15 protein-coding genes are annotated in these 17,677 nt (G+C 72.6%); 4 read left to right on the top strand and 11 right to left on the bottom strand.

The window, feature by feature from the left end:
- Nucleotides 1-55: 55 nt before the first annotated feature.
- The 3 genes from K7396_RS01635 to K7396_RS01625 all read right to left on the bottom strand — a co-directional run bounded on the left by K7396_RS01635 (nt 56) and on the right by K7396_RS01625 (nt 3,688).
- Nucleotides 56-1,345: a condensation domain-containing protein gene (locus K7396_RS01635; protein WP_086716465.1), complete on the bottom strand. Its 1,290-nt coding sequence runs from the start codon at nt 1,343-1,345 to the stop codon at nt 56-58.
- 106 nt (nt 1,346-1,451) lie between these two features.
- Entirely contained in the window at nt 1,452-2,759 is a 1,308-nt protein-coding gene (locus K7396_RS01630) for an MFS transporter (protein WP_086716464.1), read from the bottom strand.
- Between the two features lie 353 nt (nt 2,760-3,112).
- Nucleotides 3,113-3,688, bottom strand: coding sequence for a TetR/AcrR family transcriptional regulator (locus K7396_RS01625; protein WP_086716463.1), 576 nt, complete (start codon nt 3,686-3,688; stop codon nt 3,113-3,115).
- A 152-nt stretch (nt 3,689-3,840) separates the two neighbouring features.
- Here K7396_RS01625 and K7396_RS01620 point away from each other — a divergent pair, with 152 nt between their 5' ends.
- A complete protein-coding gene (locus K7396_RS01620; RefSeq protein WP_308686887.1) occupies nt 3,841-4,917 on the top strand; it encodes an agmatine deiminase family protein in 1,077 nt (358 codons plus the stop codon).
- Between the two features lie 72 nt (nt 4,918-4,989).
- Here K7396_RS01620 and K7396_RS01615 read toward each other — a convergent pair whose 3' ends face one another.
- The 4 genes from K7396_RS01615 to K7396_RS01600 are packed head-to-tail and all read right to left on the bottom strand — an operon-like array spanning nt 4,990 to nt 10,535.
- On the bottom strand, nt 4,990-5,814 hold the full coding sequence (locus K7396_RS01615; protein WP_086716461.1) for a class I SAM-dependent methyltransferase: 825 nt from the start codon (nt 5,812-5,814) through the stop codon (nt 4,990-4,992).
- Nucleotides 5,815-5,836: 22 nt separating this feature from the next.
- A complete protein-coding gene (locus K7396_RS01610; protein WP_223659560.1) occupies nt 5,837-7,162 on the bottom strand; it encodes an MFS transporter in 1,326 nt (441 codons plus the stop codon).
- Entirely contained in the window at nt 7,159-9,168 is a 2,010-nt protein-coding gene (locus K7396_RS01605) for a PEP/pyruvate-binding domain-containing protein (RefSeq protein ID WP_086716460.1), read from the bottom strand. Before K7396_RS01605 ends, K7396_RS01610 begins: the two co-directional genes overlap by 4 nt.
- Nucleotides 9,165-10,535 (bottom strand): ATP-grasp domain-containing protein, encoded by a 1,371-nt coding sequence (locus K7396_RS01600; protein ID WP_086716459.1) that lies wholly within the window; start codon nt 10,533-10,535, stop codon nt 9,165-9,167. Before K7396_RS01600 ends, K7396_RS01605 begins: the two co-directional genes overlap by 4 nt.
- Before the next feature lie 331 nt (nt 10,536-10,866).
- Here K7396_RS01600 and K7396_RS01595 point away from each other — a divergent pair, with 331 nt between their 5' ends.
- Nucleotides 10,867-12,150 (top strand): helix-turn-helix transcriptional regulator, encoded by a 1,284-nt coding sequence (locus K7396_RS01595; protein ID WP_086716458.1) that lies wholly within the window; start codon nt 10,867-10,869, stop codon nt 12,148-12,150.
- A 210-nt stretch (nt 12,151-12,360) separates the two neighbouring features.
- On the top strand, nt 12,361-12,759 hold the full coding sequence (locus K7396_RS01590) for a hypothetical protein (protein WP_086716457.1): 399 nt from the start codon (nt 12,361-12,363) through the stop codon (nt 12,757-12,759).
- A gap of 142 nt (nt 12,760-12,901) precedes the next feature.
- Here K7396_RS01590 and K7396_RS01585 read toward each other — a convergent pair whose 3' ends face one another.
- From K7396_RS01585 to K7396_RS01570, 4 genes are all read right to left on the bottom strand, one after another.
- On the bottom strand, nt 12,902-13,291 hold the full coding sequence (locus K7396_RS01585; RefSeq protein ID WP_308686888.1) for a hypothetical protein: 390 nt from the start codon (nt 13,289-13,291) through the stop codon (nt 12,902-12,904).
- A 141-nt stretch (nt 13,292-13,432) separates the two neighbouring features.
- On the bottom strand, nt 13,433-14,308 hold the full coding sequence (locus K7396_RS01580) for an HpcH/HpaI aldolase/citrate lyase family protein (RefSeq protein WP_263295704.1): 876 nt from the start codon (nt 14,306-14,308) through the stop codon (nt 13,433-13,435).
- Between the two features lie 5 nt (nt 14,309-14,313).
- A complete protein-coding gene (locus K7396_RS01575) occupies nt 14,314-15,375 on the bottom strand; it encodes an HpcH/HpaI aldolase/citrate lyase family protein (RefSeq protein WP_086716455.1) in 1,062 nt (353 codons plus the stop codon).
- Between the two features lie 184 nt (nt 15,376-15,559).
- The gene (locus tag K7396_RS01570) at nt 15,560-16,861 is read right to left on the bottom strand and encodes a glycosyl hydrolase family 28-related protein (protein ID WP_086716454.1); all 1,302 of its coding nucleotides are present in this window, start codon (nt 16,859-16,861) and stop codon (nt 15,560-15,562) included.
- 40 nt (nt 16,862-16,901) lie between these two features.
- Here K7396_RS01570 and K7396_RS01565 point away from each other — a divergent pair, with 40 nt between their 5' ends.
- Nucleotides 16,902-17,633: a CDP-alcohol phosphatidyltransferase family protein gene (locus tag K7396_RS01565; RefSeq protein ID WP_086716453.1), complete on the top strand. Its 732-nt coding sequence runs from the start codon at nt 16,902-16,904 to the stop codon at nt 17,631-17,633.
- Nucleotides 17,634-17,677: the final 44 nt, after the last annotated feature.

Raw genomic sequence — 17,677 nt, 5'->3', positions numbered from 1 at the left:
CGGCGTGGTCCTGCGGTCATGGAAAAGCGTGTGCGGGGCGGGGCCCCGGGCGGGGTCAGCCGGCGCTCGGCGCCGGCGTCCGCAGCGCGCCGGCGAGCGCGGTGAAGGCGCTCTCGGCGGTGTCGTCGGGGAGGATCGCGCGGTCCCACACCATCCGCAGGTGCAGCTGCGGGCCCTGGGTGACGGAGACCGCGAAGGGGCCGCGTACGGCCCTGCCGTCCACATGGATCTCCCGGCCCGTCACACCGCCCAGCCGCAGCGGGGGGTGGCGCCGGGAGTCGTCGACGGTCAGCATGCCGTCGAGCCGGCCGGTCCAGCCGGAGCCGGCCGCGCGGGCGGCGTGCACCACGGCGTCGAAGGGCGTGGCGGCGTGGTCCAGGTCGTCCCACCAGGATTCGGACGTCGCGGACGGCGCGTCCCCGGTGGCGGTCGGGAAGACCACGGTGTTGAGGAAGCAGCCGAGGACGGGTGCGGCGGCGGGCGGCCGGCCGCCCCACGGGTAGCCGAGCGGCACCACATGACCCGCCCCGAACAGCACCGCTGCCGCCGCCCGGCAGGCGTCGAGCAGCTCGGGGAAGGGCACCCCGGCCGGCGGCGCGGGCAGGCGCAGCGCGGCCGAACCGCCCGGCGCCGCCCCGGGGGAGAGGGACTGCGGCCGTGGCGCGGGCGCCTGCTCGCGCACCGCGCGCAGCCGTTCGCCCCAGTACGCCATCGCCGCGGGTGAGCCCGCGCGTTCCTCCGCTTCGAGCTGGAGCAGCACGGCGTCCCGGTAGGCGGCCAGCTCGGTGGCGACCTCATGGGCCGAGGGCCGTTCGGCGCCCGTCCCTTCCTCGTAGGCCGCGCCGAGTTCCTCGACGATCCGGGCCAGCGACTGGCCGTCGCAGGCGGTGTGGTCCAGGACGACGGCGAGCACCTCGTCCGCGCTCCCGGGCCCGTCCTGCGCCAGGAACAGCCGCAGCGGCGGGCCGTCGGGGGCCCAGCCGGCCAGGGCGCGGCGCAGCACGGTGGCCGCGTCCTCACCGGGCGCGCAGGTCAGGCGGGTCACGGGGACCTGCGGCTCCTCCGGGCGGAGTGCGGGGGTGCCGCGCAGCACGGTGAGCCGGGAGCGCAGCACGGGGTGCAGGGCGGCGAGCCGCCTCGCGGCCGCCGCGAGGCGTACGGGGTCCACCGTGCCGTGCGGGAAGGCGAAGAACATCGGCACGAGGTCCGGCCGGCCGTCGGGGTCCATGGCACGCACCAGCGCGAAGCGCCGCTGGGCGCCCGTGACGGGCAGCGGGGCCGGGGCCCCGTCGCCGGCGTCGAGCCGCCGGAAGCGGGCCAGGTACTGGCTCGTGATGCTGAGCACGTCATCCTCTCTGACATCGGGCCTGCCTCGCGGAAGACGACGCAGGGAACGGGCCCTGGTACGAGGGCCGGTGGAAGGGTCGGGGACGGGGCGCGGCGGCCGGCCGTCAGCCGAGGGGCGCGGGCTCGGGCGCGTCGGTGGCGTCGTCCCCGGCCTCCGGGGCCGGCTCCGCGCCGGGCAGGTCGCGCATCCGTCGCAGCGGGGAGAGCAGCAGCGGCAGCGGTACGGCCAGGAACCCGGCCGCACACCACACCAGCGCCGTGCGGGCCCCGAAGGCATCGGCCAGGGCGCCGCCGGCCAGCGCGCCCAGCGGCAGGGTCCCCCACATCAGGAACCGCAGGGTGGCGTTCATCCGGCCGAGCAGCCGGGGCGGGCACAGGGACTGACGGAAGCTCACCTGGGCGACGTTGTAGACCACGGCGCCGAAGAACACCACGCCGGAGCCCAGGGCGAACAGCGCCGCCCCCGCGCCGCGTCCCGACAACGGCCACAGCAGCGCGAACGGGCCGGTGACCAGCGCGGACAGCCAGATGATCCGGGCCTGGCCGAGCCGGGCGGCGAGCCGTCCGGCGCACAGCGCGCCGGCCAGTCCGCCCAGGGCCGAGGCAGCCAGCACGAGACCGACCACGCCCGGCGCCAGGCCCAGCACCCGGACCAGGAAGACGGACTGGGTGGCCATCAGCAGCGCGGTGAAGAAGTTCCCCAGCGCGGTCGTCACGGCGATCACGCGCAGCAGCCGGTGCCGGAAGACGAAGCGCAGTCCCTCGCCGATGTCCCGGCGCAGCGAGGCGTCCGGCCCGCGCTCGGGAAGGCTCTCGGGCTGCTTGATGCCCCACAGGAACAGCGCGGAGAGCGCATAGCCGACCGCGTCGGCGACGATGGCCAGGGCCGCGCCCAGCAGCTGGACGAGACCGCCGCCGATCCCGGGCCCGGCGACCTGCGCCGAGGAACGGATCGTCTCCAGCGCCCCGTTGCCCGCCACGAGCTGGTCGCGGGGCAGCAGTTGGGGCAGGAAGCTCTGGTGGGCGACGTCGAAGAAGACCGTCGCCACGCCGGTCACCAGGGCGACGACGTACAACTGCGTCATCGTCAGCACACCGGTGACGGCGGCCAGCGGGACGCTCGCCATCGCCAGGGCCCGCACCACATCGGCGCGGATCATCAGCGGCAGCTTGCGCATCCGGTCGACCCAGGCCCCGGCCGGCAGCCCGACCAGCAGGAACGCGGCGGTCTCCGCGGCGGTGAGCAGCCCCACCTGGAAGGCGGGGGCGTCGAGTACGAGCACCGCTACGAGCGGCAGGGCGACCAGGGTGACCTGGGAGCCGAGTTGACCGGCCGCGGCACCGGCGAGCAGAAGGCGGAAGTCACGCAGACGCAGCGGGCTGCCGGCCGCGGGTCGGGGTATGTCGGGCATGCGCCGACCATGACTGACCGGTCGATCAAGGGTCAAAACCCGATGCACACTTTCGGTCGGGTTTCTTCACCATTTACACATCAGAACAGAAAATTCTCCGCCAGATTCCGGCAACCGCCGCATGACCGCCACATGGCGACACTCCTTGTGAGGAGGGGATTCCGCACTGTCGGCCCGGTCGGACCGGGTGAGCGGGTGCAGAGGGTCACGTGCCGTAATCCGACCGAAAACAGTCGTCGATGTCCACTTATTGACCGAAGCGCTGAGTTCCTCCGGTATGGCGCCCGCCATGCGAACGGCCCGGCCCCGCGGCCATGACAGCCGCGGGACCGGGCCGGCCGGTCCATGTCCCCTCAGGCGGGCCGGAGTTCCGCCTCGACGGCGCCACGGATCAGCTCGTGGGCCCGCTGGAGCGAGGTGGTGCCGCTCAGCCAGCGCTCGCTCACGCCCTCGACCAGCGCGGTGAGCCGCTCGGCCGCCGCCTGCGCGTCGACCCCGGACAGCGCCGGGTCGGCCTCCCGCGCCCGGTGTATCAGGCCGGCGAGGTCGTCGTTCCACTCGCGGGTCGCGGTGGCCAGCAGCTCCCGCAGGTCCGGGTCGAAGACGGCGGTGGCGCGCAACTCGCCCCACGCCGCGCTGTTCTCCCTGACGTCGGGGGCGTCCTGCAGCTCCCGCAGCAGGATCTCGGTGAGCTGCGTACGGGGATCGTCGGAGAGGTCGAAGGCGGCGTCGGTGTAGCGGACCGCGCGCCGGTTGATGAACTCCAGGGTCCGGCGCAGCAGTCCGGTGCGGTCCTTGAAGTGGTAGTAGATCAGGGCGGTCGAGACGCCGGCCTCCGCTGACACTTCCTCCACGCGCAGCCCGCGGACGCCGCGCCGGGCGATCAGCCGGGCGGCGGCTTCGAGGATCTGGGTGGGCCTGTCCGGCATCGCATGCTCCCGCGGTCCGAGGAATCGAGGTGGCTCGGGTCCGATCATGCCCTACCATCGTCCTGACCAAAATTTCAGTCAGGGGGCTGATCGTGGACATATCCCGACGTCAGACACTGCAAGCGGCGGTCATCGCGGCCGTAGGAGGAGCCTTGGGGGCCTGCGGCACACCGGACGGCGGCCGCGCGTCGAACGCGGCGGGCGCCGTTCCCGCCGGCGCGAAGCCGTCCGGTGGATGGCGGCTGCCCGAGGAGGCCCATCCGCACCAGGCGACCTACATGGCCTGGCCCACCCGCCGGATCTGGGGGCCGGACGCCGACGGCGTGCGCGCCGACATCGCCCGTATCGCCCGCACGATCGCCGAGTTCGAGCCGGTGGCCCTCCTCGCCAACGAACGGGAGGTACGGGCCGCCCGGAGGGCCTGCGGGTCCGGGGTGGAGGTCGTCCCGGTCCCGGTGGACGACCTGTGGACGCGGGACAGCGGACCCGTCTTCGTCCTCGGGCCCGACGGCATCGCCGGCGTCGACCTCAACTTCAACGGCTGGGGCGGCAAGCAGGAGCACGGCCGCGACAGCCGGGTCGCCCGCGCGGTCCTCGACGACGAGCGGCTCACCAGGATCGAGGCACCGATCACCGCCGAGGGCGGGGCGGTCGAGGGCGACGGCCGGGGGACCCTGATGGCGGCGGAGAGCTCCCTCGTCAACGACAACCGCAACCCGGGTGCCTCCCGCGACGACATCGAGCGGGCGCTCGAGAAGTTGTTCGGCGCCACGACGGTGATCTGGGTGAAGGGCGTCAAGGGCAAGGACATCACGGACTATCACATCGACGCGCTGGCCCGGTTCTCCGAGCCCGGCGTCGTGGTCCTGAGCACGCCGGCCGCACACGCCCGCCCCAACGAGTTCACCCCGGCCTACCGGCAGGCCCGCGGGGTCCTGGAGCGGGCCGTCGACGCCCGCGGGAAGCGGCTCGACGTCGTCGAGCTGCCCGAGCCCGCCGACATCGGGCGCCGGGGCAAGGGCTTCCTGGCCTGCTACGTGAACTACTACGTGGTCAACGGAGGGGTCGTCATGCCCCGCTTCGGCGACCGCAGGGCCGACAGCAGGGCCGCGAGCGTCCTGCGGGAGCTGTATCCGGGACGGGAGGTGGTGGCGGTGCCCGTCGACCACCTCGGCGAGGGCGGCGGCGGCATCCACTGCTCCACCCAGCAACTCCCCAAGGCCCGCTGACCGTCGCGCCGGGAGGCGGTGCGCCATCGGCTCGGGTCCGGGCGGGCGCGCCGTCAGGGGCCGCCCGCCCGGTCAGCGGTGCCGGCCGCGGGCGCCCTCCTCGGTCCGCCACCCCCAGGCGGTGAGCATCCCGGGGGACAGACCGGCGCCCCCGGCGGGCGACGACAGCGTCCGCAGGCCCTGCTCGATCTGTTCCTCGTCCACCCGCCCCGTCGCCAGCATGGCGCCCCGGGTACGGCCCCACGTATCGGCCCAGAAGCGGCTGATCGCGCTCCCCGGCACCAACGGGGGAACATGGATCTCGGCGGCCACCTCGCACAGCCCCTCCTCGTGCAGGAGGTGCGGGTAGTCCGGGACCCACGAGATGTCCGTGCCGATGGTCTCCCGGAGCGCCTGCCACATCGCCCGCATGACCGTGGTGTACGGGGTGCCGGGCGCGGTGGCGCTGGTGAGGTCCACGGCGTCGCTGAGCACCAGCACGCCGTCGGGCGCCACCAGCGACGCCAGTTTGGCGATCATGCGGCGCCAGGGGCGCAGATGCATCAGGACGAACCGCGCGTGCACCAGCTGGAACCGGCCGGGATCGAAGTCCGGAGCGGTGATGTCGGCGTCGAGCGCCGTCAGGCCGGGGATACCGCCGGCGGTGAGGAACCGGGTGTCGCGGTCCACCGCGAGCACCGTCGTGACCCCGGCCGACTCCAGCAGCCACCGTGCGAGAGTGCCGGTCCCCGCGCCCACGTCCAGGCAGTTCCAGCCGGGACCGGCACCCAACGCCGTCAGCCGGGCGGCGCTCACCTCGTCGTAGGCGAGCGCCCCCTGGTCGATACGACCGGCCTCGCCGGTCTCCTCCGGGCGGAACAGCCCTTCGCCGTAGCGCCCGGCACCGGTACGCCGCACGTCCCCAGTATGACGGCGACCCTCAGGGGTTTCCTGCCGTGGTGACCAGCTCGGGGACCGGCTCGCCGGCCTGCGGCTTGCGGGGCCGCCCCGGGACGCGCCGCAGGACCAGCTGGAGCACCAGCATCACCACGCCGGTCACCACCGCGCTGTGCCACAGCAGCACGTCCAGCCGGCCCGCCGAGAGGTAGGCGCCGGCCGCCACGGCCGCCAGCGCGCACACGGCCCGGTCCACGATGCTCTCGACGGACAGCAGGGTGGCCCGCGGCGCACCCGCCGGAATGGCGTCGTTCACCAGCTTGCGCTGCAGCGGATAGGCGAAGCCGGTGACCGCGGCGAACACGCACAGCAGGGCGATCACGGTCCAGGGACCGCCCAGCGTGCTGCCCGCCAGCGCGGCCGCCATCGCGAGGCTGAGCAGCGAGACCCAGGCCACCGGCGACAGCCGCGAGCCGAGCCACTGCGGACGGGCCGAGGCCACCGCCTCCGCGACGGTCATGGCGGCCAGCACACCGCCGTGCGAGCCCTCCGGGATGCCGTGGTCCAGCAGCACCGGCTGGAAGAGGTTGACCTGGCAGATCCGCGAGAGCGTGAAGACGGCCACGCCCTGCACCATCAGCAGGGCGAGCCACGGCGTGGCCCACACACAGCGCAGCGCCGTGCCGGCGTCGCGCAGGAACGTGAGCCCGCCGCGCGCCGGCTGCCCGGCCCGGTCCCGGCCGGCGGGCGCGACGTGCCGCGGCAGCACCACGGCGCAGACGAGCGAGCCGGCCGCGCTCGCGGCGCTCAGCAGATACGGCGTGGGGTGCGCCAGGGCCATCAGCGGGCCGACCAGCGGCCAGCACAGCACCTTCGCGGCCAGCCCCAGCGCCCGCGCCTGCCCCTCGGCCTTCAGGTAGTGCTCTCCCGCGCCCTCGGCCGCCAGGCCGTCGTAGAGGTAGGCGCTGGCGGCACCGGAGGTCAGCGAGCGGCCGGCGGCGATGGCCAGGAAGTGCACCAGGAAGCCGGTGTAGCTGGGGGAGAGGACCGGGGCCAGGTTCGCCGCGGTCATCACGACGGCACCGGCCCGCAGGCAGTTGCGGGCACCGATCCGGTCGGCCACCAGCCCGGTCGGGATCTCGAAGAGGCAGAACGCGATGTAGTAGATGCTCTGGATGCCGAAGATCTGCCCGTCGGAGAGCCCGGCCTCCCGCTGGTAGGCGTAGAAGACCGGCATCCACCACAACAGGTTGAACAGCAGCTGGAAGCCGTTGTTGAGGCGGATGATCCGGCGGGCCCGCGGGGTCAGGGACGCGCCCGGGCCCCGGGGGCCACGGACGGCCCGCAGGCCGCTGAACGGGCGGATCACAGCGCGTAGGGGCGGATCTGGACCAGGCGGAAGTCCCCCTGATCGGTCATCAGCCATTCGATGTCGAGCGGATGGTCCACGTCGCTGTCGCTGAAGTGGGACTGCAGCAGCCGTCCGGTCAGGGCCAGCCGGGCCAGCTTGTCCCGGGTGGCGACGGGCAGGTCCTTGCCGGTCGAGCCGAGCGCGACGGTGCGGCCGCCGCCCTCGACCGTGTTGTACAGGTACTGCAGCGGCAGCGTGGTGCCGTCGACGACGGTCTCGGGCGAGCCGGGCGAGCAGTTGACGTAGACATTGCGGAAGTCCGTGCGCCGGGTCGGGTTGCAGGTCACCAGCACCCCGCCGAGGTCCGCCGGCACATACCGCTGGATGATCACGCCCATGTAGGTGTCGTCGAGGGAGATGCCCGCCTGGTGGCGCAGCCGGACGCTGCGCGGCGACAGCAGAGAGGCCCACACCTGGCGCACCGCGTCCAGGAGTTCCTCCTCGCCGTGCACGGTGCTGACCGAGTCGTAGACGCCGGCCGCGGAGAAGCCGGGCAGATCCTCGGCGTTGGAGGACGAGCGCACCACGAGCCGCTGCCCGTCCGGGCCGTCGGGCAGCGCCTGGGTGATCTGCCGGGTCACCTCGTCGGGCATGGGGGTGTTGCGGATGAGCTGCTGGAGGTGCAGGCACAGCGCGTCCAGGACATCGACGGCGTCGAGTTCGAGGGCCATCTTGAGCTTCCCCAGGCCCTGCTGCACGGCCGCCGAGGAGGTCAGGAAGCGGTGCTGGAGGGCAAAGGGCAGGGCGATGCCGTCGGGCGCGGCGATGGTGCCGGCCACGAAGTCGGCGGCCAGGTCCCGCAGTTCGGCCCCCGACGCGTCCGGGACGCCGAGCCGGGCCGCGAGGTGGCCGTAGAGGTCGTTGCGGGGCGGCCGCGGCTGCCCGTAGAAGGCGGTCAGGTCGGCGGAGCGGCTGTCGAGGACGTGGTGGAGCTCCCCGAGGTTGGCCGCCTTGGTGCCGTACCGGTCCTGGTCGGCGCGGCGCAGCCGGTGCAGGAACAGCGCGGGGACGTCCTCCAGCAGCGGCGGTTCCATCCGGATGCGCTGCTGGTGCCAGGCCGGGGCGTCCAGCGCCGGGACGTGCGCCAGCGGGACCAGGCTGATCTCGTCGTCCTGCACCCGGTAGCGCACCCAGGCGCCGTCCAGGTCGTCCGCCTCCACGAGCCGGTCCAGGTCGCGGACGATCGCGTTGGGGATGCCCCAGCCGGAGGCGAGGACATTGGTGTGCGAGAGCGGCGTCCCCGGCGCGGTGTTGAGGAAGCCCGCCACCCGCGGCACGTCGTCCGGCAGCGACGCCATGGCCACGATGTCGGACCAGCCGAGCCCGTCGGCCTCGGCCGCGTACTCCTCCGGGGTGCGGAAGTAGCGCAGCCGCCCGACGGCCTCGCCGATGTTGAGCGGGGTACGGGTGCGGTTGCCGAACAGCTCGTGGCCCAGGATGCGCGGCACGTGGACGTCGCTGATCGCGGCGAGTTCGTGCTCCTGGCCGTGGTTCGCCGGCTTCAGCAGCACCGGCAGCCGGCCGTCGACCCGGTGGCGGACGAAGGTGTAGAACTCCTCCAGCAGCCGGCCGTTCATGGTGTCGGCCTCGGTGGTCTCCAGGACCAGGAAGGGCCGCTCCCGGCCCTCGGTGTCCTCGTCGGTGTGCAGCGAGAGCACACCCAGCAGGAAGCGGCGCTCGGGGTCCATGTAGACCGAGGCGTTGAACGCGTCCAGGCAGGAGTCCAGGTCGGCGAGTTCCATGCCGAGGACGCGGGTGGCGATGTAGTTGACGTGGAACGGGTGGGCCGCGGTGTCCAGCAGGTGCCAGGTGTTCTCGACGCGGTCCACCACGACCTTGAGGTACGGGTGGCCGGCCAGGACGCCGGAGAGGGTGCGGAACAGCGGCAGGGAGAGGTTCTCGCCGACGACGGTGCGGTCGGTGACCGGGCCCGGCGCGCCGGAGGGCAGGACGGTGGTGGTCATGACTGTGCCTCCGTGGTGCCGTGGGGGAGGACCTTGGGGAGGGCGTCCACCAGGGTCCGGAAGTCGCGGATCACGGTCTCCGGGTCGGCGGCCGACAGCAGACACAGCGCCGCCATGGTGTTGGCGCCCGCGGCCGGGTCGTACACCGGCACCAGCGTCCCGTCCGGCAGCGAGTTCTCGGCCACCACGGACAGCCGGCTGCCCGCGCTGACGGGCACCGCCTCGCGCACGGTCGGGAAGTCCCACAGGCGCCGGTCGGGCCACGCCTCACCGGCGCCGTCGACGGCCAGGACGACCAGCGACCCGGCCGCGCCGTCCGCCTCCTGCGGGGTGCGGGCCTCGGCGGGCCAGGAGACCTCACGGCCCAGCAGGTGGTCGGTGAGCATGCCGATGAGGTCCAGGCCGAAGACCTCCTCGATCTGCGGGACGGTCATCGCCCCGCCGAACCGGGCGGCGGTCTCGATCACCCACATCCGCCCGTCGGCACCGAGCTTGATCTCGGTGTGCGTACCGCAGTTGCGCAGCCCCAGCGCGTCGACCGCGTCGCGCGCGAGGGCGACGATGCGCCGCTGGGCGTCGTGCGGCAGCGCCGCGGGGGTGATGCCGGCGCGCTCGGTGAACGGCTCCACCGTCGGCATGCGCCCGCTCAGGCACACCGGGCGGAAGTCGCCGTCCACGACGACGCCCTCGACGCTGACGTAGTCGCCCCAGCCCTCCTGGTCGAACCACTCCGAGGCGGTGCCCTGCACGATCTCCTCCACGAGGAAGTCCGCCCCGGCATCGGCCACATGGAGTTCGGCGTACCCCAGCTGCGCGGATTCGGCCATCACCTCCCGCGCCCGCGCCCAGGCCGCCGGCACCTCGTCGGGGCGGCGGAGGGTCCGGTGGGCCGTGGAGCCGGCGCTCCAGGCGGCCTTGAGCAGCAGGGGGAAGCGCAGCGCGGCGGCCGCGTCGTGCAGATCCTGCTCGGTGGCGACGGGGCGGAACCGGGGCTGGGATATGCCCTGTTCCTGCCAGGTGCGACGCATCATCCTCTTGTCGCGGGCGAGTGCGCAGTTGCCGCCGGCACCGGCGAGGCCGAGCTTCTCGCAGGCCTCCGCCATGGCGACGACCGCGTACTCGGAGAAGGTGACGACCGCGTCCGCGCCCACCGCCTGGGCCCGGGAGACGATCAGGGACACCAGGTCGCGCCGTTCGGGTTCGGAAGGGCTCAGCACTGAGGCGCACAGCCGGTCGGCGGACGCGGCCACGGTGGGCGGGAGCGCGCTGAGCGCCAGCAGGTGCACTGCCGACCGTGCGGCGACCCGTGACAGGGCGTACCCCAAGGGCGGACCGCCCTTGGCATACACGAACAGCACCTTGCTCACTGGAATCCGACTCCTCTTCATACGGGTATGGACCAAACGGCCGAGGACGCCCGGAACTCACATCCGGACGCCGTGCTTCAAGCGAAACAGCCGTGCGGCTCACGGTTCCCCGCATCGGGCCGCAACCGCTCAGGCAAATGCCAGAGTTGTGGAACCCGTTGATCAACGGTGAAGGTTCCGTGATGCCGTATGGCGGCTGTACGGGCCGCGAGGTGCGCGGACGCGCCAGATCGGCCGAGAACCGGGCATGTCGCGCGACGCTGGGGGATACCTATTGGCCATGGCGCGCCGTCCAAAACCATTGAACTCTTCACCACAAAAGGGGCCCGTCGTGGACGAGACCAGTTTGAAGTCGCTGCTCGAACACCTCCCGGTGTCCTGGTGGGAGGCCGACCGCGAGCTGCGCGTGATCGACAGCGGCGGTGGTGCCTTCGACGACACGGGGACGGCCCAGCGGTTCCTCGACGCCGTACGAAGCGAGCTCACCGAGCCGGCCGCAGCACCGGAATCCAGCCATTGGCAAGCCCAGTTCGACGGTCGTGTCTTCGATGTGAACTGGCCCCTCGGCGTGCCCCGGCAGGGCCGCTCCCGGGGGCTGGCGGTGGAGGTCGCCGCGCGCGCCCCCGCCGCCCGCCGCTACGACGCCTTCGCGGACCTCGCCCCCGCCGCGGCCTTCATCCGGGACGGCAGCGGCCGCTACGTCTGGGCGAACCACGCCTACGCCCACCTCTACGGCACCACACCGGAACACGTCATCGGCGGGTACGTCACGGACATCGACGGCCCCGCCGACTCCTCGCAGGTCCTCGCCCTGGACCAGGAGGTGCTCGCCCGCGGCAAACCCGTGCGGCACACCCTGACCTACCACCGTGCCGACGGCACCAGCGGGCAGGCCGTCGGCCACCGCTTCCCCGTCAGGGAAGGCGGCCAGACCTGTGTCGCCGGCATCTACGTCGACATCAGCGACTACACCCGTGCGCTGCGCCAGCGCCGGGAGGCCGAGGAGAACCTGCACGCGCTGCGCGACCACAGCGGACTGGCCTGCGCCCTGGTCTCCGCGGGCGGACGGATCCAGCAGGCGAGCGCGGCGGCCGCGGAGTTGCTGCAGACCCGCCTCTCGGACCTGGTCGGCCGCCGCGCCCACACGCTGCTGGCCCCCGCCCCGGAGTTAGGAGCGCTACGGCGCGGCTGGCACGATCTGATAGCCCGCCGCAGCCGGCGGATCCAGACCTCCGCGCTCTTCCTCGACGCCCGTGGCCGGCAGCGCCGCGCCCGGCTGCACCTGACGACGGTCGGCCGGAGCGCGCACCGCGCGACCAGCGTCTGGGCGGTCGTCACCCACCACGGCCTCGCCCATGAGGCCCACCCCGCGCTGACCGCCAGCCAGGTCCGCATCCTGTCCCTGCTGGCCGCCGGCCGCAGCAACGCGGAGATCGCCACGTCCCTGCACCTCTCCCGGCAGACCGTCGACTACCACCTCAGCCGGCTGCGCGACCTCCTCGACGCCCCGACCAGACCCGCCCTCGTCGCCCGCGCCTACGTCCTGGGCATCCTCGACCCCCAGACCTGGCCGCCGCGTTCGGCCACGGCCTGCCATCCGCACAGCGCCACCTAGAGACGCCGGCCGCCCCCGCCCGCGCACACCGGAGCGCCGGAAGGGCCCGAACGGGTCCGCGCAGTCGTGCGGATTGTTGGGCCACCCGGCTGATTGTGGCCGACGGGCGTTTGCTCCCAGCGGGTTGAACGACGGTGCGGGCCGACGACGGCAGCACGATACGACTGGCAGCGCAAGGTTGAAGAGGCGAGGAGCGTCGTGAGAAGAATTGTGCGGGCGGGAAGTGTCGTCGGGGCGTGCGGGCTGGTGCTGCTGGGCGGCGGGGTCGCCCAGGCGGTGACGATTCCGGAGTCCCTGCTCTCGGCGGTGGCGGACGCCGATGTCGGCAGCGTGACCGGCACGGTCCAGGGCGTGGTCTGCAACAACCGCCTCGGCCAGGTCCACTACAAGTCGCCGGTGCTCGCCTCGCCCCACGCCTGCATCAACGGGCCGGTGAACAGCGGCAACAGCCTCAACAGCGGCAACTTCATCAACCACGGAAACCCGAACAACAGCGGCAATCTCTCCAACACGAACGGAACCACCAACGGCGCCAACTCCGTCACGGGTGCGTCCACGGGGAGCTTCAACAACGTGCAGCGGATCCTCGGGGGTCTGCTCCTGCACTGATCCGGAGGCCCGGCGCCGACGGACCCGGTACGTCCGAAGGCCCGCACACGATCGCCCGGCGGAACTCCGCCGGGCGATCGTCGTTTCCGCGTCGGCATCCCACCGGCCCCTGGCCGCGGGGCCGGTGCGGATCAGTGTGCCGTCACAGCTTCTGGCTGCCGTGGTGGCCGATGTGCTGCATGTTGTTGCTGGACTTCTTCGCGGCGCCGGTGGTGCCGCCACTGTCGTCGTTGGTGTTGCCGTTGTTGTTCTTCGGGCTGCCGCTGTTGCTGTTGGAGCCGCCCACATAGACGTTCTGCGCACGCCCGGGGTTTCCGCTGAGCACCGGCCCGTTGACGCAGAACCTGGCCCGGGGCCCGCAGTGGAACCTGGCGTCGAAGCGGGCGACGGTGTCGCTGTTCGAGACCCCGTCGCCGCTCGACCCGGCCCAGGCCGGGGTGGGCGCGGCCCCGCCCGCGGCCAGGAGCAGGCCGCAGGCGCCTGCCATCACGAAATTGACGCGTGCCGTGTTCTTCACAGTGTGCTCCTGCACCTCATCGATGGTCCCCGGACGTTGGTATCCCGGATGCCCGCACCGACCTAGCAGGAGCGGCGGCCCGCCTCACATATTCACCCTGTCCGATTATGGGATTCACCGGGACGGCCCTGGACGGGGCCCTGGACGGCCGCGGCCCTAACCGCGCCCGTCGAGCGCCTCGGCGAGCGCGAGGATCCGGCGGGCGTCCTCGACGTGCAGGTTCTCGATCAGCCGGCCGTCGACGGTGACGACGCCGCGTCCCTCGCGGGTGGCCTCGTCGAACGCGTCGATGATCTTCCGGGAGCGGGCGATCTGCTCCGCCGACGGGGCGAACACCCGGTTGCAGGGCTCGACCTGGGACGGATGGATGAGCGTCTTCCCGTCGAAGCCGAACTGCCGCCCCTGGACGCACTCGGCCTCGAACCCCTCGGGGTTCTTCACGTCGTTGTAGACGCCGTCCAGGATGACCTTGCCGCTCTCACGGGCCGCCAGCAGCGCCAGCGACAGCCCGGTCAGCAGCGGCGCCCGGCCGGGCACGTGCTCGGCGTGCAGCTCCTTGGCCAGGTCGTTGGTGCCCATCACCAGCACGGTCAGCCGCTCGCCGGCCGCGGCCACCGCACGGGCGTCCAGCATCGCGCGCGGCGTCTCGACCATCGCCCACAGGGCGGTGTGGTCCGGGGCGCCGGCGGCCTCCAGCGCGCGCTCGACCTCCCGCACGGTCTCGGCGGACTCCACCTTGGGCACCACCACCGCGTCCGGACCGGCCTCGGCGGCGGCCCGGAGGTCGTCGGCGTGCCAGGCGGTGCCGGGCGCGTTGACCCGGATCGTCACCTCGCGGTAGCCGTACTCGCCGGAGGCCGCGGCGGCCGCGACCCGTTCGCGGGCGTCGGCCTTGGCGTCGGGGGCGACGGCGTCCTCCAGGTCGAGGATCAGCGCGTCGGCGGGCAGGGACTTGGCCTTCTCCAGCGCGCGTTCGTTGGCGCCGGGCATGTACAGCACGGAGCGGCGCGGCCGCAGGATCGCGTCGGACACGGGACTCACTCCTTCTCGGCCGCGGCGTAGGCGTCGCGCAGCTCGGGGTCGCGGGCGGCGAGGGCATCGGCGAGTTCGGCGACCACCTGGCACTGCTTGTACGTGGCGTCGTCCTGCATCTTGCCGTCGATCATCACCGCGCCGGTGCCGTCGCCCATCGCCTCGATGACCCGGCGGGCCCAGGCGACATCGGCGGGAGCGGGCGAGAAGACCTTCTTGGCGATGCCGATCTGCACCGGGTGCAGGCTCCAGGCGCCGACGCAGCCGAGCAGGAAGGCGTTGCGGAACTGGTCCTCGCAGGCGGTGGTGTCCTTGATGTCGCCGAACGGGCCGTAGTACGGGAGGATGCCGTGCGCCGCGCAGGCGTCGACCATCCGCGCCAGGGTGTAGTGCCACAGGTCCTGCTGGAAGGTGGCCCGCGGCGCGGCGCCGTCCGCGCCGTGCGGGTCCTCGCGGACCAGGTAGCCGGGGTGGCCGCCGCCGACCCGGGTGGTCTTCATCCGGCGGCTGGCGGCGAGGTCGGCGGGGCCGAGCGAGATGCCCTGCATCCGGGGGCTGGCGCCGGCGATCTCCTCGACGTTGGCGACGCCGGTTGCGGTCTCCAGGATCGCGTGGACCAGGATCGGCCGCTGGACCCGCGCCTTCGCCTCCAGCTGGGCGAGCAGCCGGTCGACGTAGTGGATGTCCTCGGCGCCCTCGACCTTCGGCACCATGATGACGTCCAGCTTGTCGCCGATCTCGGTGACCAGGGTCAGCAGGTCGTCCAACGCCCAGGGCGAGTCCAGGCTGTTGATGCGCGTCCACAGCTGGGTGTCGCCGAAGTCGGTGGCCTTGGCGATCTTCACCAGGCCCGACCTGGCCGCTTCCTTGCGGTCGGCGGCGACCGCGTCCTCCAGGTTGCCGAGCAGGACGTCCACGGTGGGAGCGATGGACGGCACCTTCGCGGTCATCTTCTCGTTGCCCGGATCGAAGAAGTGGATCATCCGGGACGGCCGGAACGGTACCTCGCGTACCGGTGTCGGCGCCCCGACGGCCAGCGGGCGGAAGAAGTCCTTCGGAGAGCGCATGCAGTCTCCCTGGTCGGCTCGGAGGGCGGGAGTGCCGCCGGGGGTCCGGCGGCGCCGTTCGGCCCTCACTCTAGGCCCGCACGAGCAGAATGCTACTGACCAGTACGTGTGCCGTTGATCACCGTCGGCAGCCGGGCGCCGGGCCGGGCCGGAGCCCCCGCGCCCGCCACCGCAGGCGGCCCGCTCAGGACCCCAGGCAGTCCACGAACGACACCCGGTCCGCCGAGCCCTTGATGAAGTCCTGCTGGGCGTGGTTGCGGAAGCGGCACATGTCGTAGCGGGCCCGGGGCCCGGACCCGCCGCTCTCCGCCGCGTAGGCGTGCTGCCCGGACAGCTGGCACGAGTCGTAGCGCACCAGCGGGCCCTGGGCGCCGACGCGGTAGCGGTGGGGGCTGCTGTCCTGGGCGAAGGACTTGAACGCCTGGGCGGTGTCGTCGCAGTCGTTGAAGTGCACCGTCCCGCTGTCCCAGGCGCAGTCGATCACGACGGTGTCCGGGTCGCGCACCTCGAAGCGGATGTCCTCGGCGTGGAAGCGCTGGACGGAGTCGTGGTGCGGGCCGCGCGGAAAACGGAAGAAGGTGCTGGTGCGCCCGTAGTCGCCGGAGTCGTCGGGGCGGCGTCCTGTGACGATGTAGGAGCCGCCTCGGCAGGTGATGGAGCCGCCGTAGGGGAACTCCAGGAAGTTGCCCCAGGCGTACTCGACCTTCATGTCGTTGAACCAGTAGTTGAGGAACTGGTCCTGCTGCGGGCGGCTCAGCGATTTCTGCGACAGCCCGGAGTACAGGAACGCCTTGCGGTAGGCGCCCCCCACCCGGCAGGCGTCCCAGCGCATCTCCGAGTTCGTGTTGCTGCCGTCGAGGGCGACCCCGTAGGTCCACTCGCCGGTCCACTCGCACTCGGTGAAGCGGTAGTCCTGCGCCTGGCCGGTCGAGTACGAGTAGAAGAACGAGGCGCCGGGGGTCGCGGCGGCGAAGCCCATCTGCTCGAACATCACGTTCGCCCAGCTGTCCTCGTTGCGGCACAGATAGGCGTTGTCGGCCCGGCGCGGCGCGAAGAGCAGCTGGGTCATGCGCTTGCCGGCCCCGCGGAACCGTAAACCGTTCGCCTTGAGCTTGCCGCCCCGGGCGTCGAGCAGGGCGTTGGGGGAGCGGATCAGGTAGGTGCCGGCCGGCACGTCGATCACGGTCCGGCCGACGTGGTCCCACACCCGGCGCGCCGCGTACGCGTACGCGCGGGCGAAGGCCCGGCTGTCGTCGGTGCGCCCGTCGCCCTTGGCGCCGAAGTCCGCCACCACGTCGATGACGTCCTTGCCCTTGGGCTTGTGGCCGGTGACCACCGGCGCTTTCGCGTCATCGGTGGACTGCCGGGTGGCAGGGGGCGACGCGGAGTCGCACCCGGTGAGGGCGGCTGCCAGCGCGGCGGCGGAGCCCGCCAGGAGGGACCGGCGGGTGGCGCCACCGGTTGACGGGGAGGTCGTGCCTGCCATGATGTTGCTCCTTCGGGGGTCCATTCATCAGGTGGGGGACATGAGCCAGTTCGGTTATGCGATCAGACAGCTGTCGGCGGCCCAGAAATCCGCGAAGGGGGTGTCCCTGTATTCGCGTTATGTGAACCGGCCGGCCGGCCGGGTGCTGGCCGCCGCGGGCTACACCCTGAAATTGACGCCCAATCAAGTCACCATGATCAGCGCGGTGTTCACCTTTGCCGGGGTGGTGATGATAGCCACGCTGCGGCCCTCTCCGGCCGTGGCGGCCGGGATTTTCGCGGCCCTGGTCCTCGGTTTCGCCCTCGATTCCGCCGACGGGCAGCTCGCCCGGCTGACCGGGACCGGCAGCGCGGCGGGGGAGTGGCTGGACCATGTGGTCGACTGCGCCAAGATGCTGGCTCTGCACATGGCCGTACTGCTCTCGTTCCACCGCTACTTCGGATTCTCCGACCCCCGCTGGTATCTCGTTCCGGTCGTCTTCCAGTTCGCGGCGGTGATGGTCTTCTTCGGTGGCATCCTCACCGAGCAACTCAAGCGCGCCGCACGGCAGAAGGCCGGTGCGCACGGGCCGGCGCCCGCGGCGGCGGTCTCCCCGCTGCGCGCCGTGGCGCTGCTGTTCGTCGACTACGGCGTGTTCTGCGCGATGTTCCTGCTGTTCGGCAGCCGGGAGGTGTTCCTGGCGCTGTACTGCGGTCTGCTCGTCGCCCATCTGCTCTTCATGGTGGCGTTCCTGGTCAAGTGGTACCGCGAACTGTCCGCCCCCGGCCGCTGAGGGCCGGGGACGGACCGGGTACCCGGGCGCGCTGCCCGGGTACC

The sequence above is a fragment of the Streptomyces angustmyceticus genome (assembly GCF_019933235.1).
Taxonomy (GTDB): domain Bacteria; phylum Actinomycetota; class Actinomycetes; order Streptomycetales; family Streptomycetaceae; genus Streptomyces; species Streptomyces angustmyceticus.
This window is presented reverse-complemented; position numbering and strand designations above follow the sequence as displayed.

Excerpts from the sequence above, each read along its gene's own strand:
- K7396_RS01630 (WP_086716464.1), bottom strand. The coding sequence starts at position 2,759 with ATGCCCGACATACCCCGACCCGCGGCCGGCAGCCCGCTGCGTCTGCGT.
- K7396_RS01625 (WP_086716463.1), bottom strand. The coding sequence starts at position 3,688 with ATGCCGGACAGGCCCACCCAGATCCTCGAAGCCGCCGCCCGGCTGATC.
- K7396_RS01605 (WP_086716460.1), bottom strand. The coding sequence starts at position 9,168 with ATGACCACCACCGTCCTGCCCTCCGGCGCGCCGGGCCCGGTCACCGAC.
- K7396_RS01575 (WP_086716455.1), bottom strand. The coding sequence starts at position 15,375 with ATGCGCTCTCCGAAGGACTTCTTCCGCCCGCTGGCCGTCGGGGCGCCG.
- K7396_RS01570 (WP_086716454.1), bottom strand. The coding sequence starts at position 16,861 with ATGGCAGGCACGACCTCCCCGTCAACCGGTGGCGCCACCCGCCGGTCC.
- K7396_RS01565 (WP_086716453.1), top strand. The coding sequence starts at position 16,902 with ATGAGCCAGTTCGGTTATGCGATCAGACAGCTGTCGGCGGCCCAGAAA.